The sequence below is a fragment of the Streptomyces sp. MS06 genome, from assembly GCF_047200655.1.
GTDB lineage: Bacteria > Actinomycetota > Actinomycetes > Streptomycetales > Streptomycetaceae > Streptomyces.
In genome coordinates, this window is record NZ_JBJZOJ010000089.1 from 1 (window position 1) to 25,442 (window position 25,442).

General features: G+C 73.6%; 20 protein-coding genes. 8 read left to right on the forward strand and 12 right to left on the reverse strand.

The window, feature by feature from the left end; translation table 11 throughout:
• Nucleotides 1-106: 106 nt before the first annotated feature.
• On the reverse strand, nucleotides 107-1,486 hold the full coding sequence (locus ACL02U_RS30920) for an FAD-binding oxidoreductase (RefSeq protein WP_412794306.1): 1,380 nt from the start codon (nucleotides 1,484-1,486) through the stop codon (nucleotides 107-109).
• Between the two features lie 162 nt (nucleotides 1,487-1,648).
• Between ACL02U_RS30920 and ACL02U_RS30925 the strand changes: the two genes are divergently transcribed.
• Both ACL02U_RS30925 and ACL02U_RS30930 read left to right on the forward strand, forming a co-directional pair.
• Nucleotides 1,649-1,999 carry a VOC family protein gene (locus tag ACL02U_RS30925; RefSeq protein ID WP_412794307.1) on the forward strand — a complete coding sequence of 117 codons (351 nt, stop codon included), beginning with the start codon at nucleotides 1,649-1,651 and terminating at the stop codon, nucleotides 1,997-1,999.
• Between the two features lie 5 nt (nucleotides 2,000-2,004).
• Nucleotides 2,005-3,186 (forward strand): class I SAM-dependent methyltransferase, encoded by a 1,182-nt coding sequence (locus tag ACL02U_RS30930; RefSeq protein WP_412794308.1) that lies wholly within the window; start codon nucleotides 2,005-2,007, stop codon nucleotides 3,184-3,186.
• Between the two features lie 64 nt (nucleotides 3,187-3,250).
• Here the strand turns inward: ACL02U_RS30930 and ACL02U_RS30935 are convergent, their stop codons facing one another.
• The 7 genes from ACL02U_RS30935 to ACL02U_RS30965 are packed head-to-tail and all read right to left on the reverse strand — an operon-like array spanning nucleotide 3,251 to nucleotide 10,136.
• A complete protein-coding gene (locus ACL02U_RS30935; protein WP_412794309.1) occupies nucleotides 3,251-4,120 on the reverse strand; it encodes an alpha/beta fold hydrolase in 870 nt (289 codons plus the stop codon).
• Between the two features lie 22 nt (nucleotides 4,121-4,142).
• On the reverse strand, nucleotides 4,143-5,507 hold the full coding sequence (locus ACL02U_RS30940; RefSeq protein WP_412794310.1) for an NAD(P)/FAD-dependent oxidoreductase: 1,365 nt from the start codon (nucleotides 5,505-5,507) through the stop codon (nucleotides 4,143-4,145).
• 2 nt (nucleotides 5,508-5,509) lie between these two features.
• A complete protein-coding gene (locus tag ACL02U_RS30945) occupies nucleotides 5,510-6,340 on the reverse strand; it encodes an ABC transporter permease (RefSeq protein ID WP_412794311.1) in 831 nt (276 codons plus the stop codon).
• The gene (locus ACL02U_RS30950) at nucleotides 6,337-7,152 is read right to left on the reverse strand and encodes an ABC transporter permease (RefSeq protein ID WP_412794312.1); all 816 of its coding nucleotides are present in this window, start codon (nucleotides 7,150-7,152) and stop codon (nucleotides 6,337-6,339) included. Before ACL02U_RS30950 ends, ACL02U_RS30945 begins: the two co-directional genes overlap by 4 nt.
• A complete protein-coding gene (locus tag ACL02U_RS30955) occupies nucleotides 7,149-8,099 on the reverse strand; it encodes an ATP-binding cassette domain-containing protein (protein WP_412794313.1) in 951 nt (316 codons plus the stop codon). The genes ACL02U_RS30950 and ACL02U_RS30955 overlap by 4 nt, the downstream gene beginning before the upstream one ends.
• Nucleotides 8,100-8,152: 53 nt before the next feature.
• Nucleotides 8,153-8,422, reverse strand: coding sequence for an acyl carrier protein (locus ACL02U_RS30960; protein ID WP_412794314.1), 270 nt, complete (start codon nucleotides 8,420-8,422; stop codon nucleotides 8,153-8,155).
• A gap of 49 nt (nucleotides 8,423-8,471) precedes the next feature.
• Nucleotides 8,472-10,136, reverse strand: a complete 1,665-nt coding sequence (locus ACL02U_RS30965) for an AMP-binding protein (protein ID WP_412794315.1) — start codon at nucleotides 10,134-10,136, stop codon at nucleotides 8,472-8,474.
• A 147-nt stretch (nucleotides 10,137-10,283) separates the two neighbouring features.
• Between ACL02U_RS30965 and ACL02U_RS30970 the strand changes: the two genes are divergently transcribed.
• On the forward strand, nucleotides 10,284-11,891 hold the full coding sequence (locus ACL02U_RS30970; RefSeq protein WP_412794316.1) for a (2,3-dihydroxybenzoyl)adenylate synthase: 1,608 nt from the start codon (nucleotides 10,284-10,286) through the stop codon (nucleotides 11,889-11,891).
• Between the two features lie 104 nt (nucleotides 11,892-11,995).
• Nucleotides 11,996-12,751, forward strand: a complete 756-nt coding sequence (locus tag ACL02U_RS30975) for a 4'-phosphopantetheinyl transferase family protein (RefSeq protein WP_412794317.1) — start codon at nucleotides 11,996-11,998, stop codon at nucleotides 12,749-12,751.
• Here the strand turns inward: ACL02U_RS30975 and ACL02U_RS30980 are convergent.
• Complete coding sequence (locus tag ACL02U_RS30980) at nucleotides 12,706-13,920, reverse strand: cytochrome P450 (protein WP_412794325.1); 1,215 nt, start codon at nucleotides 13,918-13,920, stop codon at nucleotides 12,706-12,708. The two genes, ACL02U_RS30975 and ACL02U_RS30980, sit on opposite strands and share 46 nt — an antisense overlap.
• A 198-nt stretch (nucleotides 13,921-14,118) precedes the next feature.
• On the opposite strand from ACL02U_RS30980, the gene ACL02U_RS30985 reads away from it, so the two are divergent.
• The gene (locus tag ACL02U_RS30985) at nucleotides 14,119-15,357 is read left to right on the forward strand and encodes a cytochrome P450 (RefSeq protein ID WP_412794318.1); all 1,239 of its coding nucleotides are present in this window, start codon (nucleotides 14,119-14,121) and stop codon (nucleotides 15,355-15,357) included.
• Between the two features lie 249 nt (nucleotides 15,358-15,606).
• On the opposite strand, the gene ACL02U_RS30990 is transcribed toward ACL02U_RS30985, so the two are convergent.
• Entirely contained in the window at nucleotides 15,607-17,982 is a 2,376-nt protein-coding gene (locus ACL02U_RS30990) for a BTAD domain-containing putative transcriptional regulator (RefSeq protein WP_412794319.1), read from the reverse strand.
• Nucleotides 17,983-19,435: 1,453 nt separating this feature from the next.
• On the opposite strand from ACL02U_RS30990, the gene ACL02U_RS30995 reads away from it, so the two are divergent.
• A complete protein-coding gene (locus ACL02U_RS30995) occupies nucleotides 19,436-22,648 on the forward strand; it encodes a tetratricopeptide repeat protein (protein WP_412794320.1) in 3,213 nt (1,070 codons plus the stop codon).
• Nucleotides 22,649-22,996: 348 nt separating this feature from the next.
• Here the strand turns inward: ACL02U_RS30995 and ACL02U_RS31000 are convergent, their stop codons facing one another.
• Both ACL02U_RS31000 and mca read right to left on the reverse strand, forming a co-directional pair.
• A complete protein-coding gene (locus ACL02U_RS31000) occupies nucleotides 22,997-23,302 on the reverse strand; it encodes a hypothetical protein (RefSeq protein WP_412794321.1) in 306 nt (101 codons plus the stop codon).
• Entirely contained in the window at nucleotides 23,295-24,176 is an 882-nt protein-coding gene (gene mca, locus ACL02U_RS31005) for a mycothiol conjugate amidase Mca (protein ID WP_412794322.1), read from the reverse strand. Before mca ends, ACL02U_RS31000 begins: the two co-directional genes overlap by 8 nt.
• Nucleotides 24,177-24,333: 157 nt before the next feature.
• On the opposite strand from mca, the gene ACL02U_RS31010 reads away from it, so the two are divergent.
• Together ACL02U_RS31010 and greA are read left to right on the forward strand one after the other, a co-directional pair.
• Nucleotides 24,334-24,732 carry a DUF4307 domain-containing protein gene (locus ACL02U_RS31010; RefSeq protein WP_412794323.1) on the forward strand — a complete coding sequence of 133 codons (399 nt, stop codon included), beginning with the start codon at nucleotides 24,334-24,336 and terminating at the stop codon, nucleotides 24,730-24,732.
• 184 nt (nucleotides 24,733-24,916) lie between these two features.
• Nucleotides 24,917-25,417, forward strand: coding sequence for a transcription elongation factor GreA (gene greA, locus ACL02U_RS31015; RefSeq protein ID WP_412794324.1), 501 nt, complete (start codon nucleotides 24,917-24,919; stop codon nucleotides 25,415-25,417).
• Nucleotides 25,418-25,442: the final 25 nt, after the last annotated feature.

Here is a 25,442-nt window from a genome sequence, read left to right on the forward strand (position 1 = left end):
CCCCCCCCCCCCCCCCCCCCCCCCCCCCCCCCCCCCCCCCCCCCCCCCCCCCCCCCCCCGCCGTGCGGAGGAGGCCCGCCCGCATCCCGCGGGCGGGCCCACCGGTTCAGCCCGCCGGCTTGATGTTGTTGTTCGTGTGGAAGAAGTTCTCGGGATCGTAGACGGCCTTGATCCGGGTCAGCCGCTCGTAGTTGGAGCCGTAGGCGTCCTCGATGCGCTCGGCGGAGTCCGCGCCCAGGTGGTTGGCGTAGACCGCGCCGGTGGTGTACGGCAGGAGTTCGGAGTACACCTTCTCGGTCCACTCCACGGCCTCCTCGTCCTTGGCCGGGTCGGTCCAGGAGGTGAGGATGCTGGTCAGGTAGCCCTCACGGTGCTGGAAGGGGGTCTCGGACGCCGGGACGTTCGCCATCACGCCGCCCATCAGGCCGCCGCCGACCAGGCTCCGCTCGGACGGCGCGTCGACGAACCCGTCGGCGAGGATCTGCAGCGGCTCGTCGCGCAGTTCGGGCAGCAGGAACGAGCGCGGGTAGTAGCGGTGGCCGGCGACGGTGTTCTCGTCGAGCATCCGCTGCACGGCCACGTACGGCATCGGGCCGCAGTGGTCGAGCAGCGCGCCGGTGCCCAGGCCGCGCATCCGGCCGATCAGGTCCTCGGTGGAGTCGTCGGGGGCCGCGTGCACGAAGCCCAGGCCGATCGCCGGTGCGCCGCCGGGGGCGGTGAGGAAGGCGAAGGAGGTGGTCAGCTCGTCAGGGGCGGTCCGGTTGAACTCGTCGAGCCGGCGGGCCACGTCCACCGTCTGGTCGATGGGGAAGGCGAGCAGCCCCGCCATGCAGTCGCCCTGCGGGTACAGGTCGAACTCGAATCGGGTGGCCACGCCGAAGTTGCCGCCGCCGCCCCGGATCGCCCAGAACAGGTCGGGGTGGTCCCGCGCGGTGGTGGTCACCAGCTCGCCGTTGGCGAGGACGATGTCGGCGGAGACCAGGTTGTCCACCAGCAGGCCCCGGTAGCGGGCGAGCCAGCCGAGGCCGCCGCCCAGGGTGAGGCCGCCGATGCCGATGTACGACTCCTGGGAGCCGGTGACGGCGAGCCCGAAGCTGGTGGTCTCGGCGTCGACGTCGCCCTGCTCGAGTCCGGGCTGGACGACGAGCCGGCGGTTGGCCGGGTCGACGCGGATGCCGCGCAGCCGGGAGGTGTCGAGCAGCAGTCCGCCCTCGACGGTGCCGGTGCCGGCGAAGCAGTGGCCACCGCCCTTGACGGCCAGCTCGATGTCGTTCTCCCGCGCGAAGTCGACGGCCTTGACGACGTCGGACGCGCCGTCCACCTGGACGATCGCCCCCGGACTCTTCTGGAAGTAGCCGTTCCAGATCTGCCTGCGCTCGTCGTAGTCGGCGTCCTGCGCGGTGATGATCCGACCCCTGATCGCCTCACCCAGCTCCGCGAGCCTGGATTCCGGGACGGCCGTACCGGTCGCGGTGACGAGTTCCACGTCAGTCCTCCTTCGGGGTAGGCGAGTTCGGCCGGCGCGCCGTCGCGCGCGAGGAGGCCGATGCGAGGAGAACGTACGGCCGCCGGAGGATCCGCGACGCGGGGGTGAAAGAGGGCGGAAAGGCCCCCGGAACCGCGGGGAGCGCTGGTTACGCTGGCGCACATGTCTGCACTCCGCGCGATGCCGCTGCTCACGGTGAGCGACCTCGATTCCGCAGTCGAAGCCCACATCCGGGTCACCGGAATGGAGGTGATCATGAATCACGGCTGGATCGCCACCCTCGCCCCGCCGTCCGACCGCTCCGTGCAGGTCAGCCTGATCACCAAGGACCCCACCGGGCCGGTGAACCCGGCGGCCTCGATCGAGGTGGAGGACCTGGACGCGGCGCTCGAAGGGGCCCGCGCCGCCGGCCTGGAGATCCTGTACGGCCCCGCGGAGGAGGAGTGGGGCGTGCGGCGCTTCTTCTACCGGGACCACGACGGCAACGTCGTCAACGTCCTCGCCCACCTCTGACCGCCATGGCCCCCGCCTTCCGCAACCCCTCCCCCGCCCGGCCCGGGCCCGGCTCGCCGCCCGCCCGGCGGAACGGACCCGGGGCACCCGCGACGGACTCCCCGCAGGCGTTCTCCCTGCGGCTGTTCGGCGCCGGCCTCGCCTCGGCCGAACTGATGACCTGCTACCTGGGCCTGGAACTGGGCCTCTACGAAGCCCTGCGCCGCACCGGACCCGCCACGGCCGCACAGGTGGCTCAGGAGAGCGGCCTCGACACGCGGATGGTCCGGGAGTGGTTGGAGCAGCAGACCTGTGCGGGGGTGCTGACCGTCGACGCGCCCGAAGCGCAGCCGGAGACCCGGCGGTTCACGCTGCCGCCCGCCCACGCGGAGGCGCTGCTCGACGCCGGCAGCCCGCACTGGATCGCCCCGCTGGTCGTGATGCCCATCGGCGGTATGGCGGCCGTGCTGCCGCAGCTGGTGGAGGCCTACCGCGGTCGCCGGGGCCTTCCGTACGCGGCCTACGGCGAGGCCCTGCGCGGGGGCCAGGCGGGCCTGAACCGCGGTGTCTTCGAGCACCACCTGCCGGGCTGGATCAGCGGCCACCTGCCCGACGTCGACGCCCGGCTGCGGGTGCCGGGGAGCAGCATCGCGGACGTGGCGTGCGGTTCCGGCCTCTCCACGCTGGCGCTGGCCCGGATGTTCCCCGACGCCGAGGTGCACGGGCTCGACCTGGACGAGGCGTCGATCAGGGACGCCGAGGCGAACCTCGCCGCCGCCGATCCCGCGGAGGGGCTGGCCGACCGGGTCCGTTTCCGCACCGGGGAGGCCGGTGAGGCGGGGTCGGCCGGGTCGGCGGGGTACACCCTGGTGTGCGTGTTCGACGCCCTGCACGACATGTCGGCGCCGGTGGACGTGTTGCGGGCCTGCCGTCGGCTGATGGGGCCGGGCGGTGCGGTGCTGCTGATGGAGCCGTCCGTCGGCGAGCGGTTCACCCCGGCGGCGCCGGACAGCGAGCGCTTCCACTACGCGGTCAGCGTGCTGCACTGTCTGCCGGTCGGGATGAGCCGGACGCCCAGCGCGGCCACGGGGACCGTGATGCGGCCGGAGACCGTACGCGCGTACGCCGCCGAGGCGGGCCTGGACACCCGGGTGATCGACGTGGGGCACCCGTTCCACCGGCTGTACCGGCTCACCGCCCGGCGGTGAGCCGGTACGACAACGGCTCCCGGCCCCTCGCGGGGGCCGGGAGCCGTCGCACTCGGCGGGGGCGTCAGCCCTGTTCCGCGACGTCCCTGGAGGGCCGGCGCGAGCCGCGCGGGGTGCCGACCCTGCCGGAGCGCAGGTAGTCGGCGACGAGCGCGTTGACCTCGGTGGGCTTCTCCAGCAGGGAGGCGTGCCCGCAGTTGCGTATCTCGGTGTACTCGGCGGTGGGGATCAGGTCCGCCAGCTCGCGTGACAGGTGCCGGGGCGCGACGATGTCGTGCTCCATGCCCACCACGAGCAACGGCACCCGCACCGCGGCCACTTCCTCGTCCCCGGGCCTGAAGGCGGTGCTCGCCTCGGCGTGCCCGATGGCGCCGTGCCCGCCCGACTCCGCGAGGCCCGCCAGCCCGTCCAGGTAGGGCGCGATGAACTGGTCGCGGTTGAGCGCCCGCGGCCCGAACAGGTACATCGCCCGGAAGGCCCCCTCCAGCAGCGCCGGCACCTTGTGGCCGTTCTTCAGCCGTTCCACCGCCTCGGCCTGGATGGCCTGCTGGAGCTTGCCCGGCTTCCAGGGGACGCCGATGAGAGCGGCGCGCTCGATCAGCTCGGGGCGCTTCATCGCCAGCTCCAGCAGGATCATCGCGCCCACCGAGTAGCCGATGTAGGTGCAGGGGCCCAGTTCCAGCGCCTCGTTGAGGGCGGCCAGGTCCCGTCCGAGCAGTTCCACCGTGTACGGCGGAGGGGTCTCCTCCGAGGGGTGCACTCCGCGCAGGTCGAAGGTGACGACGCGGTATCCGGCCTTCGTCAGCTGCGGCACCTGCATGGTCTCGAACAGGGATGCCTGGTGCTGTCCGGGTACGAGCACGACCACGGGGCCGTCCTCGGGGCCGTAGATGTCGTAGCTCAGCGTGACGTCCGTGGGCAGGGTGACTTTCATCGGGGTTCCCTTCTGTGGGCGCTCAGCCGGTGACCAGGCGCTCGAAGTCCTGACGGCTGGGTCCGACGTGGTCGCGCCGGAGATCGGGGTGCTCGCGCAGGAACGCGAGGACCCGGCGGGCCACCTTGCGGTCCCGCATCAGCTCGGCCGGGGTGAGCAGCATGTGGTAGACGCGCTCGGCGGCGACGCGCACGTGTGCGTCCTCCTCGCGCAGGACGGCGAGGGCGGTCAGGACGCGGGCGGTCGGCGAGTCGTCGTGCGCCCCGCCCGCGAGTTCCGCGAGCCGGGCGGCGTCGGTGGCGACCTGCTGCTCGAACCACAGCCCCAGGCATTCCTCGGTGGCCTCGTGGGTCTCCACGGCCCAGTGGGCCGGGTCCTGGTCGAGGCGGTCGAGGCGGTCGGCGATCGCCCTGGCGTGCGCCAGGGCGAGGGACACACCGCGTCCGAAGGTGGGGTTGGTCTGGGCGCAGGCGTCGCCCACCAGCGCGTACCCGGTGACCAGCGGTGCTCCGTCGGCGACCAGCGACCGGCGGCGGTTCTCCAGGCCGGCCATCGGCATCGGCCCGCCGACCGGCGTCGCCCCGTCCAGCCAGTCCCGCACCGGGGCCACACTGGCCAGGAACCGCAGGTAGACCGGGAGTTCCAGCAGTCGGGTCCGCGCGGGGTCGTGGGAGGAGACGGTGGTCGACAGGTGGAAGCGGCCGTTGTCGCCGGGGAAGGCCAGCACGGTGGCGAAGTCGAGTTCGTGCACCACGGGGGCCCGCAGGGACGGGAACCGGCCGCCCGCGCCCAGCGCGAACTCCTGGGCGATGTAGGAGAACCCGCACGACTGGACCGTCTCCCGGGGCGGGGCGCCCCCTATCGCGGTGAGCCGGGCGGCCACCGCGGACCTGCGGCCGGTGGCGTCCAGCACCGCGTCGGCGGCCAGGTCGCCGCCCTCGGCGAGGCGCACCCCGCGCACCCGGGGGACACCGTGCGGCGCCTGGGTGCTCAGCAGGCCGGTGACCCGGTCGTGCAGCAGCGTGACCGAGGGTTCGGCGGCGGCCCGGCGGCGCAGCGCGGCCTCGAAGACCAGCCGGCGGCTGAGCAGGCCGAGGTCGTCGCCGCCCGTCTCCAGGGGCACGGCGACCGCGCCGCGGCCGGTCAGCTCGGCCAGCACGTCGGGGCACTCCGCGCGCAGCACCCCGATGCCCAGCCCCAGCAGGGCGTGCCCCTGGCGGGCGTGCGGCACGCCCCGCCGCTCCCAGTCGGCCACCTCGGTGTGGGCGCCGCCCTCGGGGGGCGGGCCGTCCCGTTCGACGAGCGTGACCCGGTGTCCGCGGCGGGCGGCGAAGGCCGCGAGCCCGAGACCGGCCACCCCTGCGCCCAGTACGACGACGTCCGCCACGGTCAGCCGCGCTTCACGAGCATCGCGAAGCGGCGCGTGGCGACGGCCGTGCAGACCGCTGTGACGCCCACGGTCCAGGCGGCGGTCCCGAGCACCGGTGCGGTCAGCGCGCCCTGGTGGGAGAAGCCGACGAGTGCGTCGTCCGCCAGCGAGACGGGGTTGACGCTCACCGCCGGCCGGATCCAGCCCGGGAACGCCTCCAGGGGTACGTATCCGCTGGACATCAGCGTCAGCACGAGCGTGGGCATCTGCACGTAGCGCACGATGATGCCGGGGTGCTGGGCGACGAGGGCGACGGCGACGGCGAGCGCGCTGCACATCATCCCGAACAGCGCCACGATCCCGAAGAAGCCGAGGGCCGCCAGCGGTCCCCGGGAGAACCGGAAGCCGACCGTGTGGGCGACGAGCGTGACGAGGACGGCCACCCCCATGATCCGTACGAAGTCGCCGCCGATCCGTCCGAGGATGTACGCCCGCATGTCCAGGGGCATCGCCCGCAGCCGGTTGAACACCCCGCTGCGGATGTCGCTCCACAGGGCGATCGCCGTGGTGAGGACCGAGGAGAACGCCGTGGTGAGCACGATCAGCGGGGCGAGCCGGCGCACGTAGTCGACGTCCTGGGTGTCGCGCACCAGCACGTTGAAGGCGGCCAGCAGCATGAAGAGCTGGAGCAGCGGAAAAGCGATGGTGACGATGATCATCATCCGGTTGCGGACGAACTGGCGGAGCACCCTTCCGGCGATGACGACGGAGGCTGCGGCCAGCGTGGCCGGGTCGGGCGAGGGGCTGGGCCGCACCGGCGGTGCCGCCGCACCCGGCGACTGCACGGTCATCGGATGGCCACCTTCCTGAAGGCGACGGTCGTGGTCCAGGAGAAGAGGGCGAGGAGGCCCACCACCCAGAAGAGGCCGGGCAGCGTCGCGCCCCAGGTGAGGTCGGCGGTCGACAGGGCGCGCAGCGCGTCGATCACTCCGGACACCGGGGAGGCCCTGACGACCGGCTGGAGCCAGCCGGGGAAGAGGTCCGCCTCGACGAAGCCGGTGGAGAGCACCAGCAGCGGCAAGTACGGCAGGTGGAGCACCGCGCTGAGTGCCTCCAGGTTGCGCAGGCGCAGCGCGATGGTGGCCGTGGCCAGCGACAGGGCCACGGTGAACGCCGCGGCGAACAGCACGAAGCCCAGTGCGGCGAGCGCTCCGTGGTCGAAGCGGAAGCCCGCCAGATGTCCGGCGAGCACGATGGCGACACTGGACAGCAGGCCTTGCAGCGCCACCACGGCCAGATGCGCCAGGCTCATCGCGCGCATGTCGACCGGGCTGGTGAGCAGGCGGCAGAAGACGCCGCTGGAGCGGTCGGCGGCCAGGTCGGTGGCGCTGCCGATGGCCACGAACATCAGCGCCTGGACCAGAACGGTGGGGGTGACGAAACGGCCGAACGCGATGCCCCGCTCGTCCAGCATTCCGGCGAAGGTGCAGTAGAAGACGGCGAAGAAGAGCAGCGGCTGCACCACGGTGGACACCAGGCCGCCCCGGGAGAACGAGCGCACCCGCAACCGGTCGAAGAGCACCTGGAAGTCGTGCTGCCAGCCGGCCGGGAGGCCCGGGGACACCGGGGCGCCGGGCGCCGCGACGCCGGGCGTGGCGCTCATCGGGTGGTCTCCTTCTCCATCGGCTTATCCATCGGCTCGGTGAGGGCGAAGAAGACCTCGTCGAGCGTCGGCTTGGTCACCTCGATGCCGGCGATCCGCAGCCCCTTGCCGTCCAGCCGGCCGAGCATGGCGCCGACGTCCTCGGGACGCGCCACGGGCACGGCGACCCTGTCGCCCTCGGCGGTCACGCCGTGGAGGTCGCCGAGGGCCCGGCGGGCCGCTTCGGCGTCGGCGGCGCCGGTCAGGGTGAGGCGGCACATGAGGCCGCCCACGTCGAGCTTGAGCTCGTCGGAGGAGCCGTCCGCGAGGACGCGGCCCTTGTCGATGACGACGATGCGGTCGGCGAGCTGGTCGGCCTCCTCCAGGTACTGCGTGGTGAGCAGGACGGCGACGCCCCGCGCGGCCTCGGCCCTGACCATGTCCCACAGGAGTTTGCGGCTGCGCGGGTCGAGGCCGGTGGTCGGTTCGTCCAGCACCAGCACCGGCCGCGGGACCACCAGGCTCACCGCGAGGTCGAGGCGTCGGCGCATGCCTCCGGAGAGGTATCCGACGGGGGTGTGTGCCGCCTCGCCCAGCTCGAACCGCTCCAGCATCTCCTGCGCCCGCTGCCGGGCTCGGCCCTTGCCGAGGCCCAGGAGCCGGCCGAAGAACACCAGGTTCTCGCGCGGGCTGATCTGTTCGTCGAGGGCGGCGAACTGCCCGGTGACGGCGATGTTGGCGCGCACCAGGGACGGGTCGGCGCCGGGGTCGCGGCCCAGGACGCGGATGGTGCCGCCGTCCGGCTGGAGCAGCGTGGTCAGGCAGTTGATGAGGGTGGTCTTGCCCGCTCCGTTGGGGCCGAGCAGGCCCACCACGGTCCCGGCCGGTATCCGCAGCGACACCCGGTCGAGTGCGGTCTGCTCGCCGAATCGCTTGGTGAGATCCGACAGGAGGATCGCCTCGGTCATGGAGACTCCTTCATTCCTTCATGGCGTCGTCGTGTTCGGGCCGGTGGCGTCGGTCACGACGGCGTCCGGGTCTCGACCTGGCTCAGGACGTAGGCGACCACCTGTTCGGTGGTCTGGATGGCACGTCCGGTCTGCTCGTCGATCGGCGGCAGATCGAAGTCGTCCTCGATGGCGAACGCCATCTCCAGCAGGGCCAGGGAGTGGAACCCCAGGTCCTCGACCAGGCGCAGGTCTTTTCCCGCCTCGAACCGCTCCCGCTCGGGGGCGAGCTGTTCGATGATCGCGAGCACGGTCTCGCGCACCTCTTCACTGGGGTAGGACATGTGGTCTCCTGCTTCCGGGGCCGGTGGGGCGGTGGTGTGCGGGGGCCGGTCAGGCGGGGCCGTCGGTCGCGGCGGGCACCGCGTCGAAGACGTGCTCCTGGCTGAGGCGCTGCCACAGCTGACGTCGGCGGCTCTTGCCGCTGCTGGTACGGGGGATCGCGCCGCGCGGTACCCGGGCCACGTGCCGGCGGATGCCGGGGCAGGCCGCGGCGAGCACGTCTTCCGCCACCTCGACGGCCCGTGTGTCGAGCCCCTCCAGCACGGCCACGGCGTGCGGGCGTCCGTCCGCCTCGCCGAGCACGACGCAGACCCGGCTCAGGTTGAGTCCGGCCCGGCCGAGCGTCAGCTCGACGTCCTCGGCGAAGAGCGAGCGGGCGTGGACCTTGACGCTGTCGCCGAGCCTGCCCAGTACGTAGAACTCGTCGGCCAGTCGGAAGGCGACGTCGCGGGTGAGGAGCCGCCCGTCCACGAAGGAGGTGCTCTCCGCGGGGCCGTCCGCGAGGTAGCCGTCGGCCAACGAGGAGCCGGAGACGGCCAGTTCGCCGACGTGGCCCTCGGGCAGCGGCTCTCCGTCCTCGCCGACGACCTGTACTGTCAGGCCGTCCAGTGCACGGCCGCAGCTCATCACCTGGACCGTCGCCCGGTCCGTGCGCCCGTCCGCGAGGCTCACCTCCGCTCCGACCGCCAGCTCGTCCCGGTGCACGAGGGCGGCGCGCGGGACCTCCTCGACGGGCACTCCGGTGACGGCGAGGGTGCTCTCGGCCAGCCCGTAGGCGGGGGTGAGGGTGTGCGGGGACAGGCCGTGCGGGCGCATCAGCTCCGTGAAGCGGGTCACCAGTTCGGGGTCGATGCGTTCGGCACCGACGATCACCGCCCGGGTGCGGGACAGGTCGGCGCCCTCCAGGTCGGCGTGGCCGACCTTGTCCACGATGCGTTGCAGGCCGAACGCCGGAGTGGCGGTGATCGTGGCGGGCCGCTCGACCCGGTTGGCGTCGAAGCGGGTGAGGTACGACAGCGGCCGGCGCAGGAAGGTCTCGGGCCTGCACACCGCCAGCCCGTTGTTGCCGGAGACGGGCACCACCAGGCAGCCGATGAGCCCCATGTCGTGGTGCATCGGCAGCCAGGAGCACCAGGAGTCGTCGCGCCCGGCACGCTCCCAGCCGCGGATCGCTGCGGTGTTGGCGTCGAGTGCGGCGTGGCTGATCCGCACTCCGCGCGGGCGGCCCGAGCTGCCCGAGGTGAACTGGACGAGGGCCTGTTCGGCGGGGTCCCGCCGGCCTGCGTCGCCCGCGGCGAGCTCCTCCAGGAGCAGGATGCGGGTACGCCGGCCGGCCTCGGCGAGGACGTCCACGGCGTGGTCGTGGTGGGCGGCGTCGACCAGCACGGTGCCGGCGTCCACGGCGGCGACGACGGCGCGGGCGTGGGCGCGGGCGGCCTCGCCCGACATCCGGGTGGGGGGCGCCAGCACGCTCACCGCGCATCCGGCGGCCTGCACCCCGTAGAAGGCGGAGACGAGGTCGGGTCCCGTCGAGCACAGCAGCGGCACGACCGCCCCGCGAGGCACGCCCCGCGCGATCAGCCCGCCCGCGATCCGGAGCGCCGCGTCGGCCAGTTCGGTGTAGGGCCGGTAGGTGTGGGAGTCCTCGTCGAACATCTCCACACCGGTGTCGTCGCGAGGCGCGTCGAGCCAGTTCAGCGTACGGGGACGGCTCATCCATCACTCCTAGGCGGTGTCCCGGGGGCCGGGGTGTCGTCGGCGACGCTGGTGACGATAGGAGCGATCGCGGTGGCGTCCTTCGTCTCTTTCACGGCTCTGTTCGTCCCGGTCGGCGCGGCCCGGCGGGCCGGAACACTGGCTGTCATGGATGAGTTCACGCCGTGGAGCGACGAGGCCGCCGCCCGCTACCGGGCCGCCGGGATCTGGCGGGGGGTGCCGCTGGGCGACGCGCTGACGAAGGCCGCGCTGGCCTTCCCCGACCGCACCGCGGCCGTGGACCGCCGGCGACGCGTCACGCACGGCGAGGTGCGCGCCGAGGCCGACGACATCGCGCGCGGTCTGCTCGCCCGGGGCGTGAACCCCGGAGACCGGGTCATGGTCCAGCTACCGAACGTCGTCGAGTTCCTCACCGTCACGGTGGGACTGTTCCGGGCCGGCGTCATCCCGGTGTTCGCTCTGCCGGGACACCGGGAGAGCGAGGTGCGGCACCTGATCGAGGCCTCCGGGGCGGTCGGTTACATCACCACCGGCCGTTTCCAGGGCTTCGACTACCGCACCCTCGCCCGGCACGCCGCGTCGCTCCCGGGCGTCCGTACGGTGATCGTGGCGGGCGACAGCGAGGACCTCACTCCGTTGTCCCGGGTCCGCGCCCAGGGCGCCGACGGCGGGCCGCTGCCCGAGGTCGACCCCTCGGGTGTGGCGTTCCTGCTGCTCAGCGGCGGCAGCACCGGCAAGCCCAAGCTGATACCCCGGACGCACGACGACTACCTCTACAACATCGCCGCCTGCGCACGGGCCCTGGAGTTCGACGCGGAGAGCGTGTACCTGGCGGCGAACCCGGCGGCGCACAACGCCGCCCTGGGGTGCCCGGGAGTGCTCGGCGCGCTGCTGGTGGGCGGCAAGGCGGTACTGGCCGCGAGTCCCTCCCCCGACGAGGTGTTCCCGCTGATCGAGCGGGAGGGCGTCACCCATACCACCGTGGTGCCGGCCCTCGCGGCGCTGTGGTGCAAGGTCGCCGCGAAGCGGCCGGTGGACATGAAGGGGGTCCTCCTCCAGGTGGGCAGTTCCAAGTTCGACGAGCAGGCCGCCGGGCGCACGCAGTCCGCGCTCGGCTGCCGCATCACGAACTGGTTCGGCATCGGCGAGGGCCTGCTCACGTACACACGCCTGGACGACCCGGAGGAGGTGGTGCACGGAACCGAGGGCCGCCCCCTCTCCGAGTTCGACGAACTCCGCCTCGTGGACGAGGAGCTGCGAGAGGTTCCGACGGGTGCTGTGGGCGAGCTGGTCACCCGCGGCCCGTACACGATCAACGGCTACTGGAACGCGCCGGAGGCGAACCGCACCTCGTTCACCCCCGACGGCTTCTTCCGCACCGGCGACCTGGCCAGGCTCACCTCCGAGGGCAACCTGGTGGTCGTCGGCCGTGCCAAGGACGTGATCAACCGGGGCGGCGAGAAGGTGTCGGCCGACGAGGTCGAGGGGCACCTGCGCGGCCACGAGGCCATCGACGACGCCGCGGTGGTGGCCCGGCCGGACACCGAACTCGGTGAGGCGGTCCTCGCGTTCGTGGTCCCGAGCGGGGGGCCGGGGCAGGCGCCCTCGCTGAGGGAGATCAAGCGGTACCTGGCGGGCAGGGGGCTGGCCGCGTTCAAGCTGCCCGACGAGGTGCGCGAGGTGCCGGTGCTGCCGCGCACCCCGGTCGGCAAGATCGACAAGGTGGCGCTGCGGGCGACGGCGGCATCCGGTTGACCCGCGGGACGGTGTTCTCCGGCGCGGCCGACGGGGCGGAGCACTCCGGTACGGCCGGTGCGACGGGTGCCTCCGGCGCCGCCGGTACGACTGCCGTCCCCGGTGTGATCCGGACCCTGCTGCCCGCGTGTGCGGCGGCCCTGGAGAGCACCTGTGAGCTGACCGGCCCCGCGCTCTTCGAGGCGGAACGGCGGCAGGTGGCCGACGTGCTGCCCGCGCGCCGCGCGGAGTACGCCACCGTCCGGCGGGTGGCGCGCGCCTGCCTGGCCGAACTGGGCGTCCCGCCCGCCGCACTGGTGCGCGGCGCCGACGGGGCACCCCGGTGGCCGGCCGGCACGGTCGGCTCCCTGACGCACTGCCGGGGCTACCGGGCGGCGGCGGTGGCACGGTCCCGGGACGCCGACGGAATGGGCATCGACGCCGAGCCGTGCGCGCCGCTGCCCTCCCGGGTGCTGGCGCGGGTTACCTCGGCGGCCGAGCGGGCCCACCTCGCCGAACTGGCCGCGGGCCGGCCCCACGTCCCGTGGTGCCGGGTCCTCTTCAGCGCCAAGGAGGCGTACTACAAGATCTGGTATCCCGCGATGGGATGCTGGCTGGGCTTCGACGACGCCGAGGTCGTCCTCCAACCCGGCCCCGGTCAGGGCACGTTCGCGGTGCGGCCGGTCGCGGGCGGGGTGCGCCGGGCCCGCCGGGCGGACGCCGGTTTCGACCCGGTCGCCACCGGCTTTCCGGCCCTGCGCGGACGGTGGGCGGCCGGTGCGGGCCTCGTGGTGACCGCGATCACCGCACCGGAGGGCTCCCTGCCGCGCCGGGCTCAGGCGGGCCGCACCGCCACCGGCACGCTGCGGTGGGCCCAGTAGGGGAAGCGGAAGCCGCCCGCGCTGGGCTCCCACTCGCCCTCGCCCGCCGACTCGATGTCCGCGAACCGGGCGACCAACCGCTCGAACACCACCGCCCCTTCCACCCTGGCCAGCGCCGCGCCGAGGCAGTGGTGCACTCCCCCGCCGAAGCTCAGGTGCGGGTTGGGCGACCTCGTCAGGTCGGCCCGGTGCGGGTCGTGGAACACCCGCTCGTCGTGGTTGGCGGACGCGAGCAGCAGCACCACCACGCGTCCTTTGCGGACCGTCACTCCCGCGATCTCGATCGGCTCCAGCGCCATCCGGGTGGTGGCGTGGATGGGCGCGTCGTAGCGCATGAACTCCTCCAGCGCGCTGCCGACGATGCCCGGGTCCTCCCGCAGCCGCCGCTGCGTGTGCGGCTGCCGCACGAAGAGGTCGCCGCCGGTGGCGATGGCGTTGGTGGTCGTCTCGAAGCCCGCGTAGTAGACGAACAGCGCGTTGTCGATGATCTCCTCGTCGGTCAGCGGCTCCTCGCCGTCCTTGACCGCGGCGAGCATCCGCGACAGCAGGTCCTCTCCGGGGTGGCGCCTGCGCTCGCGGACCAGCTGGGCCATGTAGTCGCGCAGCTCGACCACGGCCGCGTGCGCCTCGCGCTGCTTCTCCGGCCGGATGAAGACCGCGAAGGCCTGGGCGAGCGAGGTGGAGAGGCGGGCGATGTCGGCCCGGTCGGGGCGGGGGACGTCCAGCAGCTCGCTCATCACCGTCATCGGTACGGGCACGGCCAGGTCGGCGACGAGGTCGAAGCGGCGCTCGTCGGCGAACCGGTCCAGCAGGCCGTCGACGAGCCGGGCGACGGGCTCGCGCAGCCCGCGCACCATCGCCGGACTGAGCGACTTGACGAGCAGCCGGCGCAGCCGGGTGTGGCCGGGCGGGTCCCGGTCGACGACGATGCGCCGCAGGTAGTCGTTGGCCGGTCCCGCACCCACCGACACCGCCTGGTACTCCTCGGGGAACTCCCGGCCGAGCCGGGGATCGCGGAGCAACGCGGAGACCTCCTCGTGCCGCGGGAAGACCCACTGTCCCGGGCCGCCCCGGCAGACCGGGCCGTACGCGCGCAGGCGGCGGTAGACCGGGTAGGGGTCGCGCACGGCGCGCGCGTCGTCCAGCAGGAAGCGCGGCATGTTCAGCACGGTGTCCAACGCTGCGTCACCTCCCGGCACCCTCGGGTGCGCGGCTCGGGTCCGGTGGTTGCCTGGACCGCCCAGTCTGCGAGCCCGGCGCGGCGCGCCGGACGGCGGTGAAGGACTGGCGACAGGTTCCCCCGCACCCGCCCGCGGGCTGTCAGGCTCACCGGACACCACCCGCAAGCCACAGGAGGTGCCGGCCGCATGCGAGAACTGCCCGTCAGGTTCGACTCCCGCGATCCCGCCGTGGTCGCGGACCCCTACCGGGTGTACGCCGGTCTCCGCGCGGCCGGCCGACTGGCCCGCGGTGCGGCCGGCCAGTGGGTGGTGTCGCACCACCAGGACGTCAGCCGGCTGCTCAAGGACCGTCGGCTCGGGCACGAGTACCCGCCGGAGTACCACGAGTTCTCCACCGGGGCGGGGCCCGCGAACGAGTTCCTGAAGCGGATCGTGCTGGACCAGGACGCGCCCGCGCACACCTTCCTGCGGGGCATCATGCAGCGTTCGTTCAGCCCGGGGCTGATGCGCAGGCTGGAGGACTACGTCGCCGCCCAGGTGGACCGGCTGATGGCCGAGGCCCGGGACCGGGCGGGCCGGGGCGGGGTGCTGGACGTGGTCGGCGACCTGGCCTTCCCGTTGCCGGTCACCGTGGTCTGCGAGCTGATCGGCATTCCGGACGTGGACCGGGACGCGGTGCGGCCGCACGCGGTGGAGCTGGCCAAGGCGTTCGCCCTGTACGTGCCCGTGGCGGAGCGGGCGGCGGCGCACGACGCGGTGACCTGGCTGCGCGACTACGTCTCGGCGCTGGTCGACGAGCGGGCGAAGCGGCCCGCCGACGACCTGATCAGCAATCTGCTGGCCGCCCGGCGCGAGCATCCCGGTTTCGACCGGGAGACGCTGGTCGACAACGTGGTGTTCCTGTTCTTCGCGGGCTTCGAGACGACCACCAACCTGATCTCCACGATCTACTCCGCCCTGCTGCAGCACCCGCAGCAGTTGGCCCTGTTGCGGGACCGGCCGGAGCTGGTGGTCCCGGCCGTGGAGGAGTTCCTGCGCTACGACGCGCCGATCCAGGCCACCGCGCGCTATGTGAAGGAGGCGGTGGAGATCGACGGCCGCACCGTGCGGGCGGGCCGCATCCTGGTGCTGCTGCTGGGGTCCGCCAACCATGACCCGGCCCGGTTCGCCGACCCCGGGCGGCTCGACATCACCCGCGACCCCAATCCGCACGTGAGTTTCGGTGGCGGTGTGCACCACTGCCTGGGCGCGGCACTTGCCCAGGTGGAGGGCCGGGCCGTGTTGCGGTGGCTGGCGCACGCGCCGGCCACGCCGACCGCGGCGGGCTCCGTGGAGCGGCGGCCCAGCGTCACCTTCCGGGCCTACCGGAGCATTCCGGTGAGGTTCGAGCCCGCCGAGCGGCCGCGGGTGACGTCCGCACCCTGACTCCCGCCCGTCCCGCGACCGCGGGGTGCTTCGGCGCCCCGGTCCCGGCCGCTCCCGTGCCCTGCCGCCCACGACCGCACCACCGCTCCTCCGGCATCACCATGCCCGCGTGGGACCGGCCCGGAGGATCGCCCGCGCGGGTCCGGTGGGCGTCGTACCGCACCCGCGCGGGTCCGGTGGGCGTCGTACCGCACCCGCGCGGGTCCGGTGGGCGTCGTACCGCACCCGCGCGGGCCGGACGGCCCCCGGCTACGGCACGCGATCCCCGGAGCGGACGCCCCGGGCCCCGGCGGAGCCCGTCGCCGTGGCGGTCAGCGTCGCGCTCTGCTCCAGCAGGCTGACCCTCCGGCAGGCGGCCGCCAGACCGAGCAGCGCCGTGCGGTACGCCTCGACCTCCCCTGAGCCGGTGGCCCCGCCGTCGTACTCCCCGCCTCTCCTCTCCTCCTCGCCGCCGCTGCCGCCGTCCGGCGACAGGACGAACCGCAGGTTGCGCGCGAGCTGCGCGGCCGGGCCGAAGAACCCCTCGCGTCCGGAAGCGCACAGCATCTCCACCATCGCGGGCAGTTCCCGCTCGCAGATCTCCATCGCCTCCTTGCGGCTGTTGATCTCGGGGAGGTGGGGGACCGCGCCGGGTCCGGCACCGGACCCGGCGTCCGGCCGCCCGAGCAGGAGGCAGCTTCGGGAGGTGACCGCCAGGTGGTGGGCGAGCAGCCGGCGGAGCGCGGAGCGCCGCCCGCCGCCGCGCAGGAGCTGCTCGAACTCCCCCGTGCCGGTCGTGACACCGGCCACGAGCCCGTGCAGGGCGTAGCGGCCGATGCGGGGCTGTTCGAGGAGGTTCACGTCGAGCAGACCCTCCAGCAGCAGCTCGGCCTCGGTCGGGCCGGTGCCGAGCAGGGCGGCCGCCTCGTACACGTCCATGCTCGCGTCGGGCATCAGGGCCAGCACGCACAGGGCGTGGCGCTGCGCCTCGGTCAGCGCGTCGAAGGAGAGCTGGAGCACCGACCGGACGCTCCGGTCGCCCACCTGGAGTTCGGCGGCACGGCGGCGCATGTCGCCCAGGCGCTCCACCAGATGGGGCAGTGTCCAGGTGGGGCGGCTGCGCAGTTTGGCGGCGGCCAGGCGCAGTGCCAGCGGGAGTCCCCCGCAGTACGCGACGAGCAGTTCCGTCGCCTCGGGCTCCGGTTCGCCCCCGAGTAACCGCCCGACGAGTTCTCGGGAGTCGCCCGCGCTCATCCGGGAGATCGGGCAGGGCTCGGTGCCGTCGAGGCCGTAGAGGCGACGGCGGCTGGTGATCAGGGTGAGGGAACCGTTGCCCGGCGGCAGCAGCGGCACGATCTGCGCCTCGCTCGCGGCGTTGTCGAGCAGCAGCAGCACCTTGGAATCGGCCAGCCGGGCGCGCCACATGGCCACCTGGCTGTCCAGGTCCGCCGGGATGCTCTTCGCCTCGATCCCCAGTGAGCCCAGCAGCACCTGAAGCACCTCGGCGGGTTCGCGGGGCCGCTCGCACGGGCTGAACCCGTGCAGGTCGACGTAGAACTGGCCGTCCGGGCAGTCCTGGGCCAGTCGGTGGGCCGCGTGCAGGGCGAGAGCCGTCTTACCGATGCCGCCCATGCCGTCGACGCAGATCAGCAGCGGCCCCTGGTCCCGGGAGCCCGCCCTGGCGGTCCGCAGCAGGTTGTCCACCTCCTCCCGGCGGCCGACGAAGTCGGTCGGAACGTGGGGCAGGGTGCAGGTGGCCGGGACACGTGCCTTCCGGACCCGTGGTGCCGCGTGCTGTCTGCCCACGTCGAGCTCGGCGGAAACCGGCTGTTCGTAGTCCCGGGGCGGGGCTCCGGCCCGCAGGTAGGCGAGCGCGTCACCGCACAGCACCGCTTCGTGCACCTGGGCCAGCGAGTGATCGGGATCGATGCCCAGTTCGTCGCGGAGCAGGGTGCGTATCTCGGCGTACTCGGCGAGCGCGTCGGCCTGCCTGCCCGAGAGGGACAGCGCGAGCATGAGCTGTGCGCGCAGGTCCTCCGCGAGCGGGTGCTGCGCCACGAGGTACCGGAGGTCCTCTATCACCTGCGACGGTGGCGACGAGCGCAGCCGCAGCGAGATCAGTTCCTTCTGGACCGCGAGCCGCCGCTCCTCCACCACCCGTGCGGCCGCGCGGATCAGGCCGTTCTCCAGCTCGTCGCCGTCGACGATGTCGGCCGCGACCTGACCGCGGAACAGGGACAGGGCCGTCTGCAGTTCCTGGATGAGCTGGGCCTCGCCCGCTCCGCCCGCCGCCAGTTTGCGGACCTGCAGGCGGCGTTGGTTGAACTCCACCAGGTCGGACTCGGCGGCGCCGACGTTCAGCCGGTAGTTCGGGCCGTCGGTGAGCAGGTGCGCACCCGCCCCCGGTATCGACTGGCGGAGTTGGGCGACCGCCTTGCGCACCTGGTTGGAGGCGGTCGCCGGGCAGCACGATCCCCAGACCGCCTTGGCGAGGCGGGGGGTGCTGAGCACTTCGCCGGGGGACAGCATCAGCACGGTGAGCACCCGGCGTGCCACGGTGCCGGGCAGACGGGCGGGTGAGTCCCCGCAGCGCACCGCGACCGACCCCAGCACCTGGAAGCGCAGACCTCCTTCCCGCGAGGTCATGCAGCCGGCTCGCAGAACGCGGGCCGTGCCCTCCGCCGTTCCCCCGCAGCGGTGACGGACCTCGGACGTCGGTGGTCGGCCGACGACGCCTGGTCGCACTGCTGAGGCCGACGGCGCGCAGGGCGGCCGAGCGGCTGGTCGAGCGGCTGGCCGAGCGGCTGGTCGAGCGGCTGGTCAAGGCCCTCTTCCCCACCGCAGGCCCTCTCGCCCACTGCTCGGGGCCGGCTCCCGCCACCCGCGTGTCCGGGTTCCCGATCCTCGGCGGCAGCCCCTCCCGCCGAGGCGGCGAACACCTCCGACGGACGTTCCTCCTCGCCGCGTCCGCCTCGACGTCCGATCCGGCATCCAGGGCCTGCCGCGAGCGGCAGGAGGCCGAGGGGAGGCGGGGCGAGCAGGCCCTGTGCCTGACTCCCCGCCGTGCCCACGTGCTCTCCGCGACGCTCCGCGACGGCACCTACTTCCAGTCCCATACCATCCCCCAAACCATCCGAACCGCGACAGGACGACTACCCCGCTCCCCGGCAGAAGAGACGGGGGCATCCGGCGCGGGAAGACCGACACGGCGACCCCGGCGGCCACCGCGGTCTCGCGAGGTGACACAAGAAGCACACAGATCATCAGGTGGTGCCCACGAACTTCATGCGAAATCGTGCCCGAATCGGCCCAGTCACCCTCCAAGGGACATATGCGGCTGTCAGTGCGTGAATCACGTGGCCCGATGAGCGGAATCATTCGTTCTGCCGCCCGATGTCGATGCCGGATCGGCTGGAAGCGTGCGGTCTCCGCGCGTCACATTCCGTCCGGCGCCGCCATCGTCCGCCGTCGACGAGACCGGGGGACGAGACTTGAGGTTCCCCCGGGATGACCCTGCCGGCCGTTGCGCAGTGCGGTATTTCCTATCTCGTCACGGTGGGATCCTTCGTGTGAAGTGTCGTTTCGCGCGGGGAGCCTGGAGTGGTGATCCGTGATGTCGACGCGGCCGAGGAGGTCGTACGAGATACCGGTGCAGATGACGCAGGTGGCACCTGCCCGTTCCCGAAGGCCGGCCGGCAGGGTCCGTGAGACGCCGGGCGAGGTCTGCTGCGACGCCCGGTTCACGGATTTTTTCGCGGTGCATGGGCATTCTGCTCTGTCGCCCACGAGGCCCGCAATGGTCACGGTCTCAGCAGTACGCCGACGGGCGCGGCGGGCGGCGGACGAGGTGCGCGCCCGCCCGGTCCGGAGGTCCCGCCCGTCGCCGGCGGCGGCCGGTACGGGGTCCCCGGCGGCGCACCGGCCCACCACCCGGGCCCGGCGGGGCCGGCGCCCTCCCCGCGCGGCCCTCGGACACGGAGGGAACCGCCCCGGCGTTTCCCCGCCGCGCCCCGGCTCCGGTCCGGCCCTCTCCCGCCGACGCCACATCAGCCCCACACTTGACCGGGTACGTACTGAGGCTGCCGGAGGGGGACTTGGCATGCGGGACAGTCACCGGGCTGAGGCGGAGGGGCTGCTGGCCCGGGCGGTGGAGGAGGAGGTGCGCCGGTCCGGCGGACGGATCGACGGCCGGGTGCTGTCGGCCCGGGCGCGCGGCGAACTGGACGCCATCGCGGGGACCGCCGCGGAGGAGTACGAGGCGTACCGGCAGGCCCTGGAGCAGGCCGGCGCCGGGCAGTTGACTTTCGGACAGCGGTACGCGCGGGCGGGCGGCGGGACGTCCCTGCTCGTCGCCGCCGTCGCCGCGGCCGCGGCCGCCACGGCCGACCTGGCGTTCGGCACGGGCGGCGGCACCGCGCTGGGCGCCGGGGTCACCGCCGGCGCGGCGGGCGCGGCGGCGACGGTGGTGAAGGTGGCGGGGGCGCACCTGCCTGCCGCCCACCACCGCGCGGGTGCCGCCGGCCAGCCGGGCGGGCCGGAGCAGCTTCGGTTGCAGTGGCTGACCGCGTTGGAGGTGCGCGGCATCCGGCCGTTCCTCGACCACCAGCGGGTGCTCGCGGCGTCGACGGGACCGGCCGGCAGGGCGGCGGGGCCGCGGTTGCGCGGCGCGGACAAGAGCGCGGCGGCCCGCGGGCGGACGGTGCTGGAGCGGTCGTTCGGCCATCTGCCCGAGCCGGACGGGCCGTTCGCGGGGCGGGCGCAGGAACTCGCGCGGATCCGGCAGTGGGTGCAGGCGGCCCGCGCGAGCACCCGGACCAGGCCGACGGTGGTGGTGCTGCACGGGCCCCCCGGCAGCGGGCGGACCACGCTCGCGGTGCGGGCGGCCCGGGATCTGCGGGACCAGTTCCGCGGGGCGTGCGTGGTCGACCTGCGCGGGGACACCCCCGGCACGCCCCCGCTGCCCACCCGGGACGCGCTGCTGCACCTGCTGAACCGGCTCGGCGCGCCGCGCGAACAGCTCCTGTTCCGCGAGCGCTCCTCCCCCGACCAGCAGGTCAAGCGTCTCGGGGAGCTGTACCACCAGCATCTGACCGGGCTGCCCGTCACCGTGGTGCTGGACGACGCGGGCGACGCCGAGCAGGTGCGGGCGCTCGTCCCGGAGCGGTCCGACAGCCTGGTCCTGGTCACCGCCCGCGAGCCGCTCGACCTGCCCGCCGACCTGCCCGCCTGGGTGCACCGGCTGCCCGTGGGCGCGCTGGACGCGGCGGGCTCCGGGGAACTGCTGCACGCGGCCGCGCAGGACGAGGAGGAGCCCCGCGACGCCGAGGCGGCGGACCGGATCCGCGAGCTGTGCGGGGCGCTGCCGCTGGCGCTGCGGGTGGTCGGCTCCGCGCTCGGCCCGCGCTCCGCACGGGAGCTGGCCGACGATCTCGGCGGTTACGGCCCGGTGCAGCCGGTCGACCGGGCGCTCTGGCTGCGCTACACCGACCAGCCGGAGACGACCCGGCGGCTGCTGCGGCGGCTGGCGCTGGCCGGGCGTTCCTCGCTGGGCGCCGCTGCGGCCGCCGCGCTGCTGGGCACCGACCGGGCGGAGGCGGCCGGGCACCTGACCGCGCTGCACGCGGCGGGCCTCGTCGACCATGTGCGCGGCAGCCGCTACCGGCTGCACGACCTGGTGCGCGCCTTCGCGCAGGCCCGGCTGTCCGAGGAGGAGGACCCCGCGGAGCGCACCGCGGCCCAGGAGCGGCTGATCGTCAGCTACGCCGAGCTGGCCGACTCGGTGCTGCGCCTGGTCGACGGCAACATGTCGACCCGTTCGGACCGGTTCAGCCCGCACGGTTTCACCTCGCTCGACGAGGCGCTGCGCTGGCTGGACGACGAGTCGAGCTTCATCACGGCGACGCTGCGGCACGCGGAGGGCGTGGATCAGGCGGCGGTGCTGAGCCTGCTGGGCGCGCTGTGCGACTACTGCCTGCTGCGCGGCGACCTGTACCGGCTCGGCGAGATCAGCGAGCTGGCGCAGGCGGTGGACCAGGGCCTGCTGATCCGCTCCGTGCAGTGGCGCACCGGTATCGCGGCGCGCCAGCTCGGCGAGCTGGACAAGGCGCGGGCGACACTGGCCTCGGTGGTCGACCTGTACCGGGACGCACAGCACGAGGCGGGCGCCGCGCGGGCCCTGTGCTCGCTCGGCATCACCCTGCACCACCAGGGCGATCTCTCCGCGGCCGCGGCCCGGCTGCGGGAGGCCCTGGCCCTGCAGCAGGTGCCGGAGCTGGCCACGGACCGCGCGTGGACGATGCACGCGCTGGCCGCCGTGGAACGCGACCGGGGCCGGCTGGCCGAGGCGCTGGAGCTGCTGCACGACTCCCTGCGCCGGCACCGGGAGGGCGGCTCAGTGCACGGCGAGGCGTGGGCGCACTTCCAGCTCGGCCAGCTCGGGCTGCGGCGGGGCGACGCCTCGGGCGCGGAGACCGACCTGCGCCGGGCGCTCGACCTGTACGGCCGGACCCGCGACGCGCGCGGGACCGCGTGGGCGATGACCCAGCTGGCCCGTGCCCGGCTCGTCGCGGGGGACGCCGGGCAGGCGGTGGACGCACTGCGGCAGGCGGCCGGCCGGCACCGCGAGAACGAGGACGCGCGCGGCGAGGCGTGGACCCTGTACTACCTGGGCCAGGCCCTGGAGGAGACCGGCGACCTGGACCGGGCGGTGCGCGAGCTGGAACGCTCCCGCACGATGTTCTCCCGGATGCGTGACGTCTACGGTCTGGCGTGCGCCCGGCACCACTCGGCCCGCGTCACCCGCGACCAGCGTGCGGCCCGGACCGGCTCGCTGCGCAACTCCGGCTTCGCCCGCCAGCTGCTGGTGGACGCCCGGGCGGACTTCCAGCGCATCGGCGGCTGCCACGGGGAGGCGTGGACCTGCCTGGAGCTGGCCGTGGTGGAGGCGGGGAACACCCGTGCCGCGCAGGCGCTGACGCTGTGCGAGGAGGCGACCGCGCTGTTCACCTCCTACGGGGACCGCCGGGGCGAGGACTGGGCCCGCTTCCTGCGCTGCACCCTGCTGCCGTACGCCGCCCCGGGCGGGGTGGAGATCGGCACGGCGGTGGCGCAGGAGGAACTGGCCCGGCTGGCCGGCGCGGTCCATCCGGCGCGGGACGAGAAGCTGGAGGACTACCTGGAGGCCTACCGGCTGCTGCTGGAACGCGGGGTGCGCCTGGAGGACGGCTGGCAGGCCTGGCGGTTGCGGATGGTGCCGGATCGGCAGGCCCGGGAGGTGATGGGGGTGACGCTGCCCGCCGCCCACGGCAGCTGACGTCGCCGCCGACCCGGTCACCCCGGTCGTCGGAGGCCGACGCCTCGCTTCGGGGCGCCGCCGCGCTTCCGGCCGCCGCCGCGCTTCGGGGCGCGGACGGTGGCCGTACGGGGAGGCGTCGGCGCGGTGCCGGCCCGGGAAGGCTCGGGCATCGCGGCGGCCCGGGGGCTCCGGACAGGTCGGTGGCACGAACGGCTCGGGGCGTCACGACGGCCCGGGGCGACACCGGCGCGTGCCGGTTTCGGCGGCGACCGCCCGGGGAGGGGTCCGCCACGCCATCGCGCCGCACACCGTCACCGTCCGCCGATGGACGGTGGCGGTGACCGTGTGCGCGGTGAGCCTGCGGCGTCAGCCCTTCCGGCGCGGCCCGGGCTGCGCCGGATCCGCGGACCGGGCGGACGCGGTGTCCGCGTCGGCCGTGTCCGCGTCGGACGCGGCGTCGGCCGTGTCCGCGTCGCGCTCGGACCGCTCCTTGAAGTCGACCCTGCCCATGTGCCGGTTCATCGACTTCATCAGGGCCCACACCGCCAGGGCCATCGCCGCGAAGACGATGAAGCCGAGGACACCGGGGGTGACCTTGTTCTTGTCGAATTCCTGGGCGAGGGGGACGAGGTGCGTCACTGCCGGGCTCACGCTTGCGCTCATGTCAGGCATTGTCGCGGATGCCCGCGAAGAGGTCGCTCTCGGGGAGGGAGGTGTCCACGTGCGACTTCGCCAGCTCGTACTCCTCGGTCGGCCAGACCTCCCGCTGGAGGTCCATCGGCACCCGGAACCAGCCGCCGTCCGGGTCGATCTGGGTGGCGTGGGCGATCAGCGCCTTGTCGCGGGTCTCGAAGAAGTCGGCACACGGCACGTGCGTGGTCAGCGTGCGCTCTGCGCGGTCGGCCTTGTCCCAGCGCTTGAGCCACTCGCCGTAGGGCGATTCCAGGCCGCGGTCGAGCATCGCCTGGTGCAGCGCCTCGGTGCGGGGCCGGTTGAAGCCCTGGTTGTAGTAGAGCTTGAGCGGCCGGTGCGCGGGCCCGTACACGTCCTCCGGGTACTTCACGGTGTCCTGCGCGCCTTCGAACGCCACCATGCTGATCTTGTGGGTCATGATGTGGTCGGGGTGCGGGTAGCCGCCGTTCTCGTCATAGGTGGTGATCACCTGCGGCCGGAAGGAGCGGATCTGGCGCACCAGCTCCCCGGCCGCCTTGTCGACGTCCTCGAGGGCGAAGCAGCCCGCCGGAAGCGGGGGCAGCGGGTCGCCCTCGGGCAGCCCGGAGTCGACGAAGCCGAGCCACTCCTGGCTCACGCCGAGGATCTCCCGGGCCTCGTCCATCTCCTTCCTGCGTACCTCGTGGATGTTCTCCTCGATGTAGGGGTCGCCCTGGAGTTTGGGGTTGAGGATGGAGCCGCGCTCCCCGCCCGTGCAGGTCACCACCAGCACGTCCACCCCCTCGGACACGTACTTCGCCATGGTGGCCGCGCCCTTGCTCGACTCGTCGTCGGGGTGGGCGTGCACGGCCATCAGTCGCAACTGGTCAGTCAAGACTCAATCCTCGGTCAGTCGGCGCCCCGGTGAACGGAGGCGTTCGGCGGCTTCTATAGTGACCGAACCGGGCGACCAAAAATTCCGGGTGTCCGCAACGGGCGCGGTTTTCCGGACTGCCGCCCGCCCCGGCCGAGCGCCCGCCGAGAGGACGATCATGAGTACGGTGAGCACGCGTGCACCCGAGGGCCGCTACGGCCGCACCTCGGACGCGCGCTCCGACCGCACCCTGAAGGTCGTCGGCTCGGTGCTGGGAGCGGCACTGCTGGTGGTGGTCGGCTGGTTCGGCTACCACTACGTCGCCGGCACCGCGATCAGCGCCCAGGTGATCACTTTCCGTACCACGGACGAGGCGGTGCGGGTGCACCTGGAGGTCCACAAGGACGCCGGTACCGCGGGCTACTGCACGATCCGCTCGCAGGCCGCGGACGGCTCCGAGGTGGGCCGGGCGGACTTCCGCTTCTCGGGGTCGGACACCCGGATCGACAAGGTCGTCACGCTGCGCACCACGTCCCGGGGCACCACCGCGGAGCTGCTGGGCTGCCACGCCGACTGAGCCGCGCACCCGCCCCGAGGCGAGGGCGGACCCGGCGTCCCGACGGTGCGCGAGTGATTGCGAAGGTGTGTGTCCTCCCCCTTCGGGCACTGAATTGTTAGGCTCGTGGTTTCGCCCTTCCGTGAGGGAACAGTCTTCTGGGTAGGGCGATGTTTTGTATTCCCAGTACCGACGAGGAGCACCTGTGACCGAGACCAGGGAGAACGTCACCTGGCTGACCCAGGAGGCGTACAACAAGCTCAAGGACGAGCTTGCGCACCTTACTGGTCCTGCGCGCACGGAGATCGCCGCCAAGATCGCGGCCGCGCGCGAGGAGGGCGACCTGCGCGAGAACGGCGGGTACCACGCCGCCAAGGAGGAGCAGGGCAAGCAGGAGCTCCGTGTGCGCCAGCTCACCCAGCTCCTGGAGAACGCGCAGGTCGGCGAGGCGCCCACGTCCGCGGACGGCGCCGTCGCGCCGGGCATGGTCGTCACGATCGCCTTCGACGGTGACGAGGACGACACGCTGGTCTTCCTGCTCGCTTCCCGCGAGTACGCCAGCGCCGACGTGGAGACGTACTCGCCGCAGTCCCCGCTGGGCAGCGGCGTGATCGGCCACAAGGTCGGTGAGGACGCGGAGTACGAGCTGCCCAACGGCAAGATCGCCTCGGTGCGGATCATCAAGGCCGAGCCGTACAACGGCTGAGCCCGCGCTCCGGCGAGGGCTCCGG